Here is a 12,967-nt window from a genome sequence, read left to right as displayed (position 1 = left end):
AAAGAAAAAATTACTCTTCTTTTAAATTCTTATTGTTTTCTTCGTCCTTGCTAGCGTCTTTAAATTCTTTGATTCCGCTACCCAGCCCACGCATTAATTCTGGTATTTTCTTTCCACCAAATAAAAGCAGTACTACAATAACAATTATAATAACTTGTGGCATTCCGATCCAAAGAGGTAACATATGTAAACTCATAATAATATATTTAAAGTGCAAAGTTAGCAATTAAAGTTTAAAATATAGGTTAAAAATTGATTTAAGGTAGCTACGGCTATGGTTTCTTAGCAAGCTTAGTTTATAGTAAATACTTAACAAGCGCTATATTTAATAGTATTATATGATGTGGTGTAAACTGTGGTCATGACTGTTAAAACGTATTAAATCTATTTAAAATAGTTTTATAGAGTTATTTTATTACTGATTTAAGATTTTAAAAAGGGTTCTATTTGTTTTAAACAGAATAAAAAAACCCAACACATTTAGTATTGAGTTTTAATATTAAAAAAAAGGGATTGTACGATTATTGCTGTAAAAATGCATCTTTTATTTCAACCACACCTGTACATAGTTTTGAGGTGTATCTTGAATCTATAGTTATAACTCCATCAGTATCTCCACCTCCGTTAATTTTTCTTAATTCAGTATTATTAAGTTCTACTATTGAATCTTTTTTAAATACTAATTTTTTGTTTGCTTGAGTTTTCATAATAAAATATTCAAATTAGGGTTTATAAATTTTTTACAAGCCAAATATTGTGATTATAGCGGAATTAAAAAAAACAATATACCTAATATTTATAAAAACAAGTAAGAGTGTAATCCTTGTTATTACCCTTAAAATAAAGGATTAATGATAATTTTTTATCAAAAAAAAAACTATTTTAGCATTTTATTCCTTAAACTTAATTAAACAACTAATGCGCAAAATTACACTGTTTTGTTTCCTCTTTTTATTTTTTAATTCTGGCTATTCTCAAGATAAAATATCAAGTTTAGAAGACTCAATTAGTATTAATATTTATAAAAACCCCAATAAGGCTATAGTGTTTTTACATAAATATGTGAAAATTAAAGAAGAGTCTAATGATATAGAAGGACTTATTATGGCTAATGCATCACTGGCGGCAGCTCATGAGGTTATGAATGAAATTGATAGTACGCTTTACTATCACTATAAAAATTTAAGTATAGTTGATAAACCTATAGATATTATTCGAAGTAAACATAGTTTGGCTCGCGTATTAGAAGAAGAGAACAGGTATAAAGAATCATTACGATTGTATTCTCAAATATTAGAATTAGCAAAACAAATTGACGATAAACAATCTATAAAAACCTGTAAAATTTCGATAGAGTCTTTGAAAAATAAGATTAGTAATTCTCAAAATGCTGTAAATCTATTAATAGAAGATTATGAAAATAAAAAAATTAGCGACGATTTAAATTTACGTTTTACAAGAAAAATACTTGTTGAAGCCTATTTAAAAGATAAAAATTTGGATGAAGCTTTAAAATTAATATATGAGGGTTTAAAAGAAGCCATTCTGGAAAGCGATTGTGAGTTTATATATTATATGAATTATTTAAAATCTGAAGTAAATGTTTTAAAAAGAAAGTATGCTCTTGCAGAGCAGGATGCCGACAACGCTTTAGCATGTGCTGAAAAATTAAATAATGAGGAGTTTCTTAATGAAGTGAAATTTAGATATGCAGAAATAGCATTCCTACAAAGAAACTTCCAAAAAGCAATTGATGAACTGACCTTTATAAATAATAGCACTATTACAAAGACAGCTTTACAGCTTACTAAATACTATAAACTAACAGCAGATGCCTATAAGCAATTAGATAGTAGTGATTTATCTAATTCATACTATTATAGTTACATGGAAGAAAAAGATAAGTTATCAAAAAATAGATTGTCTACATTAGAAACTTTACATAATTTAACTCTTAAAGAACAGGCTAGTAGTCTTAAAAATACACACCAAACAAAGCTAAATGAAGAAATTAAGGAAAAAGAAAACCTAAAAAAAACAAAGTGGTTTTGGACAGGTGTTAGTGCTTCTTTACTATTGTTGGTTATCATACTTGTTTTCTTTTTTAGAAACAAATCTAAAGTCAATCAAAATAGATTCGATGATTTGATGCTCAAGATAAAAGTATATGAGGGCAGTAATGTCGATAGCCAACCTATAGAGTCTACTTATAATTTAAAAGAAGCAGGAATAAAAAAAGAGGAAGAAACGACCACATATAATGACAAAGTAGAAGAGAAAGAGAAGACAATAGACCTTAACACAATTGAAAATGATGAAGATTCTACTTATATTATTGATGATAAAAAAGTAGAAGAGATTCTTATTAAACTCGAAAATTTAGAGGATAAATTATACTTTTTACGCCAAGATTGTACGTTGCATAATATGGCCAAAAAACTTAAAACAAATACCTCTTATTTGTCTAAAATTATTAATACACATTTAGATAAATCATTTAGTACTTATATAAATGAATTAAGAATAAACTATGCTATTATTGAGCTCAAAAATAATACGAAATTACGATCGTATTCAGTAAAAGGTATTGCTCAAGAAATGGGCTATAAAAATGCCGATGCTTTTTCACGGTATTTTAGAGCAGCAACAGGTATCTCACCGTCTGTTTATATTAAAAAGGTACAAGAAATATAAACCGTTTATTTTTTTATTTAAAACACTTGTTTTTAATCGTTTACGTGATTTAAATATAGTGTTTTTTTATAAATTGTAGGCAGTTTCATTTGGAAACTACTTTTTTTTGGAATTACTTTGGACAAGAATTAAAACAGTTCTAAAATAGTTTCACTCAAGCTTTATACTATTATTTAGAATAAAAAAACAGAGCTCTGTAAAGCCCTGTTAATTTTGAAAACACAAATTTTCATGTATTCCATGTCCGTCAACATGTTGTACTCTGCAAATATATGTTTTTTATCACTTTAAAGCAATAGTGCTAGAAATACATATGAGTACTTCACAATTTTTTTCGGAATACAAGATTTTAAAGATTTAGCTTAAAGCATGAAGGCGCTTGAGTTGAAGAGTTGATGAACACTTTTTAGTTAGTAATCAGCTCTTTACATATAAGTTACAATAATGTGATATTTTGAAAAATAGTAAATAACAAAAGAGAGTAAAACACTCATTTAGATTTACTTGATGTAATTTCATGTGGGCTAGAAGGCGAATTCATTGATGTAATTTTTACACAGCAAGATGTAATTATTATGGATTGTGATCTTACATAAAGTACTATGATAAAAGACAGTAAAATTAATTATAAAAAGAAGTTATTGGTAGAATTGCCTAAAGAAACTGGTTGGATGAAAAAAATATTAAAAAAATTAAAACTTATTAAAGACCGATAATGAGATTTAATTAATAGTCATCAATTCCATATTCTTTATATGATTAGTGGCATCCTCAATAATTTATTTTAAGATATTAATTATTAACTAAAAACAGTGAATTATGAAAACACAAAACACAAAATTAGTATTTAGTAAAAAATCAATTACGGAGCTTTCCGAATCTCAAGTAAAAGGTGTCAACGGTGGTTGTCAATGGAGTAACTCGTCAGGTGCTACAGTAATTATTACAAAATCTATAATAGTTGTTCCTACTCAAGAACAGAATCAATTCATAACTAAGTAAGATTAAATTAGTATGAAAAAACAAGATAATAAAATGACTTTTGATAGCTATACCATTACAGAGCTTCAAAATAACGAGTTATTAAGTGTTAATGGTGGTACATCTATTACCAGAACTATAGTAGAGTTAACAAAACATTTAACATGTGGAGGTGGAGAAGATACCTGTGTAACAAGAAAATAATAACAATTATAAAGTATGAAAAATCAAAATAATGAATTAAAATTTTGTAAAAACTCACTACTAGAGCTTAATGATAATGATTTATCTCGTGTCAATGGTGGAAGTTGGGACTTACTTGTAGACTATATTAATGGTAAGTTAGAAGCTATTACTTATCCTAATTAGTATTAAGGCTAGTTTTAATAACAGATATAAATTATGAAAACAATAAATGATAAAACGGAATTGTCTTTAATAAAACACTCTATAACAGAATTAAATGATACGGATATCAAAGATATACACGGAGGATCTTCAGGGTTTTTAGAAAGTATCATTAGAGCTGCAACTTATGGAACCTGGATAGATTTTTCATAATAAATAGACGCAGAAGACTTAAATACTAAAAGAGAGTAAAGCATTATTAATTACCCTACTAGTAGAGTTGCTTAACTATGTGAAGACTTATAAACGAATAAATAGAATTGACATGATGGCATTGAAAACATTTTAAATAGTATTCGATTTTTCAATAAGTATGAATTAGAAAGTAAATTAATATTAAATCACAAATAATTATGAAAACACAAAACAGTAAGCTAAGGCTAAGTAAGAACTCACTTGTAGAGTTAAATGATAAAGACCTATCTAGGGTTCATGGAGGTAGTTGGACATTAATAGTAGATTATTTCAATGATAAATTGCAAACAATTACTAAAGATAATTACGATCAAAATTAACTTAATATAAATCAAACATTATGAAAACACAAAAAGCAAAATTAGTATTTAGTAAAAAATCAATCACAGAACTTACAGACTCTCAAACAAAAGGGGTTAATGGCGGATGTCAATGGAGCAATTCATCTGGTGCTACAGTAACAATAATTAAGATCTCTGTAATAAAAGTACCAACGCAACAAGAGGATGAATTAGTGCTTTTTAGAGGCTAAATAATTATGAAAATGCAAAAATTAACGGTTATAGTTTAAAAGACTCTGTTATAGAATTAAACGACGTTAATGGTGGTGTAACAACGCTTACTACAATAGCTACATTAACTTATGTCTGTGGGCGTAGTATTGTCTTAAATGGCATATGACGCAGACCATGTAATTGGAGGGGTTATTGCTAGTTTTTTTATAGAAGTAATTAAATAATAGTAATTAAATTTTAAACATTATGAAAACACAAAAATTGAACGGGTTACAGTTTAGTAAAGGAACAGTTGTAGAGTTAAATTCAAGCCAATTAAATGATGTTAATGGTGGTGGAACAACACTTACTACCATATCTACATCAACTTATGGCTGTGGTGCCGTAGCAGCATCTGTAGCATTATCACAAATGGCTTATGACGCAGGACACGCTGTTGGAGGTGCTATTAGCAGGCTTTTAAAATAAAAGTAATTACACAAGAATAATTAAATTTTAAACATTATGAAAACACAAAAATTAAACGGGTTACAATTTAGTAAAGGAACAGTTGTAGAGTTAAATTCAAATCAATTAAATGAAGTGAATGGTGGTGGTACAACGTTAACGACTATTGCTACTTCAACGTTTGCTTGCGGTGCTGTAGCAGTATCAGTAACATTATCAAAAATGGCTTATGATGCAGGACATGCTGTTGGCGGAGCTATTACAAGAGCTTTAGATTAAGAAAAACACTAACAATTAAATTTAAAACATTATGAAAACACAAAACACAAAATTAGTATTTAAAAAACAAAACGTAACAGAACTTAATGACAATCAGTTAACTGATGTAAACGGAGGGTCTTCTCCTGGATGTTATTTTGTATCCGTTTTAGCAGTAACTTTTGTATTGGGAGTTGTAGCTGGAGCTGCAGATGAGGTAACTAAGCCAAATCCAAAGTAATAATAATAAAAAGAGGTGTAATTATAATTGCACCTCTTTTTATTTATATAACCTGATTAAAAATGAAAAATAAAAGAATTGCTTTATATGTTATAGGAGCTATAATATTAGTTTATCCTATGTATAGATTTGGAGAAATTATAGGCGCTGAACTGTATCATGGTAATGTTATTGTATTTGTTGTTTTAGGGATAATCTTAGCTTATCCAGTTAATTATTTAGGAAAAAAAGTGGGTAGGGCATTAGTTATATTTTTAAAAAAAAGAAGCTTAAAAAATTAAAAAAATGATTATAGAAGCATTTATTCTTTGCTTTAACGAGGCAAAAATGATAGAACATACATTAAATTATTACTCTAGTTTCTGTGATAAGATTACAATTATCGATAATCAAAGTACCGATCATTCTATTAAAATAATTACAAATAAATTTAATAACATTGAAGTTGTAGAGCTGGATACAGATGGCGAATACCGTGAAGATGTTCAAATATATGTACGTAATAATTGCTGGAAGGAAAGTAAATCTGATTATGTAATTGTGTGCGATATGGATGAGTTTCTATATCATGAAAATTTAAGAGAAGCCCTAGCGTTGTTATATAAGAATAACATTGCGGTACCTGTTGTTAATGGGTTTAATATGATGAGTTCCATTTTTCCTGATAATTACAATACATTATTAACAGAGCAAATTAAAGAGGGATTTAGAGATAGAACTTTTGATAAAAGCATTATTTTTAACCCTAAATTAGTTTCTAATATGAACTTTGGACCAGGGTCTCATTATTGTAACCCAGAGTTAAATAAAGATAAAACAATAGATGTTTTGATTGAATTTAAACTGTTACATTATAAATATTTAGGGAAAGAGTATTTGTATAAAAAACATCAAGAATATTCTGACAGAATGAGCGATATTAATAAAAAACATAAGTTTGGTTATGAGTATGACCAAGGAAAAAAGCATATAGATACAGTTTTTGAAACAAGGCAAAAATATTTGTATCAAGTCCTGAATTAAAATTTTAATCATTCAAAAAAACATCAAAAAAAATGGTTTTCAAAAGCAATTGTAACTTAAACATTGTTTGATAGCTATTGTTTTTTGTAATTCTTCCAAAAGAATCGAATTCTGAATAGTGATGTCTATTTACAAACCGTTCAAGTAGAAAACTAAGAATTGTATTAAATCCCGCAGATTTTTATTCTTAAAATTAATGCATATCTGCTTGAATAGTGATTTAATTATGAAAAAAATTGTGCGTTTCTATGTTACGCGATTGATGCATTAAATTATACTTACTTAATGTCTGATTAAAGCCCTTCTACAATTATAATCAAGTTCGCTGTGTGCATTGAATATGTAGTGAGAATTGCTTCCTGTTACTGTTATAAGCTCTTCAAACCTTTAGAAATATTAAATAAACCCTTTAATTACTATATTATGGCTACTAATAAGTAGCCTACTAAGCTTTTATATAAAGATCATGTTGTCGTGATTTGACTTAATATAGATATAGTAAATATTAGCGAAATATAGCGTTTTGATAAGAGAATGCTACCAGAATGGTATATTCTAAAATAATAGTAATCATAATTTGACTTGGTTAATAGCTTTATAACCATAAATAGATATTGTTATACAGGTTAATTTAAACTTAAAATGTGGATTTTAGAAAAACTAAAAACTGTTCTAGATTGTTTTTATTATAACTATTGCAATCTCTACCTAAATTAATATCTTAATTTAACTTAGGTAGGATTTAGCCTATTGTATTGTTTAAAATCGATTAGCTTCTAAAGATATTATTTAGAGATTAATAAACCATAACAGCTTTACCAAAGCGATCCTTATTGTATGATTTTTCTATAAACTTTTTGAAATTCTCATCAGTATACAAACTATCAATTAATATCTCTGCTTTGTTATTATTTAATAGATTTATCCCATCATCTAAGTTTTGTTCTGTGCCTAAGCAATTACCTATAATATTAGCATTTTTGGTCATGATTTTGGCCATTAAACCAGTAATATTTTTATAAGAACTTTTAGAATTGTATTTTTCATGAGATTGATTATAGATACCGCAGGTTATATATTTAGCATTATAATTTAAATGCGAAACAAGTGTTTCTAAATAAGTGTCTGAAAAAGGGTCTAATATAGCATCAAATAAAAGAGTTTCTGGTAAATCATTATTTTGAAAGCTAAAGACTTCTTTTAAAAATGGAAAAGCGGTTTTAATAGCCTCTATTTTTTCTCCAGAAAATGATAAGCCATAGATATTACAGTTCTTTTCTTTCAAGAAGCTTAAAAGAAATAGAGACGTATTAGAGCTAATAGAGGTTATAAGTACATTAGCACCTTCTTTAATAGCTGCCTTTTCAATCATAGCATTCGCTGTCTGTGTACCAATACTCATCCCTCCAGCAGTTTCTTTAGAGATATTATCTGGTATTTTTTTTATTTTCTTATAATGCATTATTTCTAGTTCTTTACTAGAGTGATTTGAGGGAATGCCTGGTACGACACCTTCTTCAACAAAAGGAAATGTACAATCCCCAATAACTCTATCTCCTATTTCAATACCTTTTACATCTTTCCCTTTTTTAATCACTTTACCACAGAAGTCTGATCCTATGGCATAATAGCTATCAAAATCTTTTTGACTTAGCATATTCCAAGCATTTTGAATAATACCTAAATCTCTATAGTTTAAAGAAAACGCTTCCTTTTTAATTAGAACTAGTTTTGCGTTAGTTTCATCATTTTCATCAAACTCAGTATCAGGAATATGAATTAAAGCTAAAGGAATATTGCTTTCATCAATTTTAATATAACATTTATCACTTTCTTCAGTTTTTTTGTCTATTGACGGACTTAATACGGCTAATGCTCTCATGGTTTTAAATATTTATGGTGTTAAAGGAATGTTCCAAGACTTCTATTGGGTTAAAGTTTTTCATATAATAAATAACTTCATTATGAATGTTATTTAATGCATCAAAATCACATAAATTCGCGGTTTCGAAATCGCTTAGATGGTTTTTAAATAATTGTAAGTAGTTTTGGTTGTCAATAGCAGAAGGCACATGCTTAGAAATGTTTAACGCCTCTAGTCTTAAAGCAACATCTTCTCTGTCGTAGCTCCTAGTACCAATAGTAATCGTAGGTATTTTATTAAGTATAGGATAATGATACATCCCAGAACCACATTGATGAATGGCTAAATTTACATTCGAACATATAAGGTTTAAAGGTAAAAAAGCATTAGAAAAAAAATGATTTTCAAATGTTTTATTTATTGGTACAGCATTAGTTGAAAATACGGCATAACCTTTGTTTAATAAAATATCAATGAATTTAGAGGTCTCAGATTCATTAATTAATCCTGTTGTAATTAATACTTTTTTTCGATTTTTATTTACTTTTAAAAAAGTATTAATAGCATTTATTAAATTATTATCTGATAGGTTGTCGTTTAAAATTAAAGGACCTGAATAGAAAAAAGAATCTTTATTTTCAATTTCATCAGGGAGTCTTTCTATTGTAGGAATACCTGGTATAATTTTGGTTTTAGAATTTAGATAATTCAATAATAAACTTTTATCTGAGTTGTCTGTAATGCTATTGCTATAACCATTTTTAAGAAAAGGTAATCGAGCGGCATTCTCTAAGGAGTGTTTGTGAGTTTTATTTCTTTTGGAATGGTTTAGTGTTCTGAAGAAACCAGTACGATGAATAGAAATCCTAGGGACTCCTTTTTTTTCTGCGATTAAAGGAGCGGTAAAACAACAATCTTCAATGATAACTTCTGGGTTTGCCATATTGAAGGCTTGTTCTGTCATTTTTAAAAAGGCTTCAGCAGCAGCAGCATTTATTTTTTTTACACCATTATCGTTAGTTACACTATAGTCTAATGGTAAAATGCTAATATTTTTTTTGTTAAAGCTTTTGTGAAGATGTTTGGGCAATAAAAAATGATTTTTTAAACCTTCAATTCTTTGAAAATGTTGCTGATTAAGAACAAACAGAGGAATTTGATGAGATAAACCACCACCTAACATTGGTATTGTTAATAAATTAATACTCATACTTTTTCTGTTTTAATATTACCTTTTGCCTTTTTCTGCGTATGCATTTGCTTACTATAATATTTAAATAACATATCGTAAACCACCATTTCATGTACACGTTGTTTTGCTAAGAAAATACGATTACATACCATATGTAAATAGCTTAATATGGTATTTTCTAAACCTCCAGGTAAAATATTCTGTTCGGATAGTGTTTTTAATTGGGATACTACAGTTTTGTTTTTAGTAGAGCGTTCTGTTAAAATATCCCATAGTGGCATATACATGTCTGCAGCCCTTTCTTTGTCTAGAAAAGATTCTATAGCAGCCATATTTTCACTGTACAATTCATTAACTTGCTTGTTAAGCGCACCTGTTTTGTTAAATTCTTTTCCAAAACCTGTTTTTGCAATATTTAATAATTGCATTTTTTGTTTAACATCTAATCCAAAATCATTAAGTAAATGATCCATAGATAGTAATGAAAATAGCCAACGGACACGTTCCCCAGCATCACCTTCAATCATATTTGCGAATTTGACGGTACACTCGCTATCATTATAGTATAAAGTTTCGGTTGCATCTATAGATTCAAAACCATAACGTTGTAATTCTCTTAAATAGGTATCTGTTTGTGTTTTCCAAATTAACAGGTTGTTTTCGAAAGGTTGAATGTGTTTTTTTATAGTCAAGACACATTCAGAGAATTTAGTTTTATCATTTAAATGAATTCTAAAACGTAAGTGATGTCCATCTTTATCTGCATAGCGAATAAAGAACCATTTATCGATGAGGTTATTAGCTTCTAGTTCGTCAACTATTGGCTTAATGGCTCGGTTTAATAATTTTTCACCAACACGCTCTCCACAATAAAATTTATAATATAGCCATTCATCACCTGTAGAATAAGATGCTTTTTGTAAGGTGCTTTTCTGTGTTTCTATTGTTTGAATTTGTTGTTGGCTTGATGGTTTTGGTAAGTTTTTATAGGAGGGAAGCACAAATTCATTACAGTAAGCTCCAGTTATGGTATCTTCTTTAAAAAGAAATTCTTTAAGTTGTATAAAATGTTCTCCTTTTAGCATAAAGAAGAATGTTGTGCAGCTTAAGGTACTCTCAAAATTAATAACAACTTCATTATCTCCTTGAGTAAACGAAACTACGTTTGGAATGTTTCTTTCTTTTTGAAAAGCTCTTATCGCCTCAATAGCATTTTCTTCTTTATTCGCTAAAATTGTTTTTATCGTATTATGGTCTAGTGTCCAAGTTGCACGAGATAACACAATGTCTTTATAGCTTACTCTTGGCAAATAACTGAACTCGTTTTGTAAACTTCCCCAGCTAAAATTTAATCCAGATTGCTCTTGATCTTGTAAATCACATAAAAAATGATAAATAGGTAAGGCATTAGCACTATAATTATGTGCATTACCTAAACGTGGAATAATTTCTTTATTTAGTCGTTTAGAGCGTAAAATAACTTTACCTCTTTTTACAGAAACATATAAATCTGAAACCTCTAATTGATGTGCTTTGTCTAATGAAGAGTTTCCTAAGTATGGAATTTCATAATCACGTTGAAATTTTCTATATAATATATTACCTGTTCTCGCCTGTGGTAAATGAATAATCTCGGCAAGAATTTTATTGGGATATAAGCCCTTTTCATGTGTATGAATGTCGTTGCATAGGGTTTCAATAGATTCATCCAGATGCGCAAAGCGACCTATTAAACCATTAGCAGATGGGCCCCAAATAGATTTTAAATGTATTTTTTCTTCTCCATTTTCATGAAAGACATTGAAGAAAGTTGAAAAACTATCTGGATATAAGGTTTCATTTTCTTTAAACTGATTAATATCCTCATCAGTAAAACTAATTTCGGAGATACCAGTTTGTAGCGCATTTAATGCTTTTTTAAATAAAAACTCAGCTTTTTTATTCCAACTTATTTGCCTTGTTGTAGCATAATTACCTCGTATTGCTAGTTTATCTATCAATGGGGTTTTTGCTCCCGATCCGCGACCATAACCAATACCTAAATCGGGGTCTAAAACATTAATTAAAGGCTGTTCGTATTCTTCGTAACGTTCCTGGAATTTCTTTTTAAAGTCATCTAAAGTGGGATTATCTCTTTTATTTTGTAGTTTATTTAAAACAGTAATAGCACTTCTTAATTTTTTAATTGTAGTATAACTAAGTGTAGATGAGGTTAAATCTTTGTAGCTATCTACTTGAAACAATTTTGTAATATCGGCTTCTTGAATTTTATCTTCAATTTGTTGGTGTATCTCTCGATATTTTTCGGGGCTATTAAAAACGGCTGTATCTATAGCGTTTATTTTGTTTTTAAGCGATTGTAATAATTCTTTTACAACATTTGCTTCATAGAAATTAAAACGGTCTTCATTTAAAATCAATAATAAATTTTCTAAATAGTCATCGCCAGTTAATGTAAATTCTAGTTCGTTTATAAAAAATTGACTATCAATAACTTGATCTATGAAATTTCTAGCGTCCTCAACACTAATATTGTCATCTGTAATTGGTTTTATTAAATCATTTATAGTTGCTCCACCTCGTGCAATAGTAATTGCTTTTTCTAGATATTCATTGATGTCTACTTCAGATATTTTATGACAGCGTGTTCTCTCTTTAAAGTAATACTCCACAAATCTATATTTATCCATAACCTTGTACATCGAGTTATTAGGATAGTATTTTAAAACATCCCTAATTTCTTTATGTTTGGTTATCTCTGGAAGGATTTCGCCTAAAAAATACATGTCGAATTTGGTTGTGCGTTTTAGTTTTGCGTTATCGATTTCAATATGTGTCTCTTTTGCCAGATTAATGGTACTTACAGAGGCCCAAAGACCGAAAGGGGTGCAACGGTTTGCTAATCTTGAAGTGTATTTATATAAAGATCCTTTTAAATTTTTAAGCTCGTCTTCTGTTTGAAACCCTTCACCATTTTCCCACATTTCTAGTGCTTTAAAAATATTAGGGGATCCAATAAACAAGGCTTCCCTATGTTTAGGGACTTTAAATATTTCTTGAATTTCTTTCCAAGTAATATCAATTTTTTTAATGCTTAATGGTGTTCTAACAACCGCTTTGTTTGCAAATGAATGGTTTTTCATAATTTA

The 12,967-nt window shown here is 28.6% G+C and carries 17 protein-coding genes; 12 read left to right on the top strand and 5 right to left on the bottom strand.

Translation table 11 applies throughout. The features are described 5' to 3' along the window. Positions 1-10: 10 nt before the first annotated feature. Positions 11-196 (bottom strand): twin-arginine translocase TatA/TatE family subunit, encoded by a 186-nt coding sequence (locus AC2D8I_RS04965; RefSeq protein ID WP_484704889.1) that lies wholly within the window; start codon positions 194-196, stop codon positions 11-13. A gap of 325 nt (positions 197-521) precedes the next feature. After that, positions 522-707 (bottom strand): class I lanthipeptide, encoded by a 186-nt coding sequence (locus AC2D8I_RS04960; RefSeq protein ID WP_484704888.1) that lies wholly within the window; start codon positions 705-707, stop codon positions 522-524. A gap of 211 nt (positions 708-918) precedes the next feature. On the opposite strand from AC2D8I_RS04960, the gene AC2D8I_RS04955 reads away from it, so the two are divergent. The 12 genes from AC2D8I_RS04955 to AC2D8I_RS04900 all read left to right on the top strand — a co-directional run bounded on the left by AC2D8I_RS04955 (position 919) and on the right by AC2D8I_RS04900 (position 6,762). Continuing rightward, on the top strand, positions 919-2,694 hold the full coding sequence (locus tag AC2D8I_RS04955) for a helix-turn-helix domain-containing protein (protein ID WP_484704887.1): 1,776 nt from the start codon (positions 919-921) through the stop codon (positions 2,692-2,694). An 819-nt stretch (positions 2,695-3,513) separates the two neighbouring features. Continuing rightward, on the top strand, positions 3,514-3,696 hold the full coding sequence (locus AC2D8I_RS04950; protein ID WP_484704886.1) for a class I lanthipeptide: 183 nt from the start codon (positions 3,514-3,516) through the stop codon (positions 3,694-3,696). Positions 3,697-3,708: 12 nt separating this feature from the next. After that, the gene (locus AC2D8I_RS04945) at positions 3,709-3,879 is read left to right on the top strand and encodes a hypothetical protein (protein WP_484704885.1); all 171 of its coding nucleotides are present in this window, start codon (positions 3,709-3,711) and stop codon (positions 3,877-3,879) included. Between the two features lie 15 nt (positions 3,880-3,894). Next, on the top strand, positions 3,895-4,044 hold the full coding sequence (locus AC2D8I_RS04940) for a hypothetical protein (RefSeq protein ID WP_484704884.1): 150 nt from the start codon (positions 3,895-3,897) through the stop codon (positions 4,042-4,044). Between the two features lie 33 nt (positions 4,045-4,077). Continuing rightward, entirely contained in the window at positions 4,078-4,236 is a 159-nt protein-coding gene (locus AC2D8I_RS04935; protein ID WP_484704883.1) for a hypothetical protein, read from the top strand. Between the two features lie 200 nt (positions 4,237-4,436). Continuing rightward, the gene (locus tag AC2D8I_RS04930; protein WP_484704882.1) at positions 4,437-4,598 is read left to right on the top strand and encodes a class I lanthipeptide; all 162 of its coding nucleotides are present in this window, start codon (positions 4,437-4,439) and stop codon (positions 4,596-4,598) included. 20 nt (positions 4,599-4,618) lie between these two features. After that, the gene (locus AC2D8I_RS04925; RefSeq protein WP_484704881.1) at positions 4,619-4,810 is read left to right on the top strand and encodes a class I lanthipeptide; all 192 of its coding nucleotides are present in this window, start codon (positions 4,619-4,621) and stop codon (positions 4,808-4,810) included. Between the two features lie 229 nt (positions 4,811-5,039). Continuing rightward, positions 5,040-5,261 (top strand): class I lanthipeptide, encoded by a 222-nt coding sequence (locus AC2D8I_RS04920; protein ID WP_484704880.1) that lies wholly within the window; start codon positions 5,040-5,042, stop codon positions 5,259-5,261. A gap of 36 nt (positions 5,262-5,297) precedes the next feature. Continuing rightward, entirely contained in the window at positions 5,298-5,519 is a 222-nt protein-coding gene (locus AC2D8I_RS04915) for a class I lanthipeptide (RefSeq protein ID WP_484704879.1), read from the top strand. A gap of 31 nt (positions 5,520-5,550) precedes the next feature. Beyond that, the gene (locus AC2D8I_RS04910; protein ID WP_484704878.1) at positions 5,551-5,739 is read left to right on the top strand and encodes a class IIb bacteriocin, lactobin A/cerein 7B family; all 189 of its coding nucleotides are present in this window, start codon (positions 5,551-5,553) and stop codon (positions 5,737-5,739) included. Between the two features lie 62 nt (positions 5,740-5,801). After that, positions 5,802-6,020 carry a hypothetical protein gene (locus tag AC2D8I_RS04905; RefSeq protein ID WP_484704877.1) on the top strand — a complete coding sequence of 73 codons (219 nt, stop codon included), beginning with the start codon at positions 5,802-5,804 and terminating at the stop codon, positions 6,018-6,020. A 4-nt stretch (positions 6,021-6,024) separates the two neighbouring features. Next, positions 6,025-6,762, top strand: a complete 738-nt coding sequence (locus tag AC2D8I_RS04900; protein WP_484704876.1) for a glycosyltransferase family 2 protein — start codon at positions 6,025-6,027, stop codon at positions 6,760-6,762. Positions 6,763-7,558: 796 nt separating this feature from the next. Here AC2D8I_RS04900 and AC2D8I_RS04895 read toward each other — a convergent pair. The 3 genes from AC2D8I_RS04895 to AC2D8I_RS04885 are packed head-to-tail and all read right to left on the bottom strand — an operon-like array spanning position 7,559 to position 12,961. Then, positions 7,559-8,644 carry an alcohol dehydrogenase catalytic domain-containing protein gene (locus AC2D8I_RS04895; RefSeq protein WP_484704875.1) on the bottom strand — a complete coding sequence of 362 codons (1,086 nt, stop codon included), beginning with the start codon at positions 8,642-8,644 and terminating at the stop codon, positions 7,559-7,561. A gap of 4 nt (positions 8,645-8,648) precedes the next feature. Beyond that, the gene (locus AC2D8I_RS04890; protein WP_484704874.1) at positions 8,649-9,836 is read right to left on the bottom strand and encodes a glycosyltransferase family protein; all 1,188 of its coding nucleotides are present in this window, start codon (positions 9,834-9,836) and stop codon (positions 8,649-8,651) included. Continuing rightward, the gene (locus AC2D8I_RS04885) at positions 9,833-12,961 is read right to left on the bottom strand and encodes a lantibiotic dehydratase (RefSeq protein WP_484704873.1); all 3,129 of its coding nucleotides are present in this window, start codon (positions 12,959-12,961) and stop codon (positions 9,833-9,835) included. Before AC2D8I_RS04885 ends, AC2D8I_RS04890 begins: the two co-directional genes overlap by 4 nt. Positions 12,962-12,967: the final 6 nt, after the last annotated feature.

Source organism: Lacinutrix sp. YIN62, from assembly GCF_057219185.1.
This window is presented reverse-complemented; position numbering and strand designations above follow the sequence as displayed.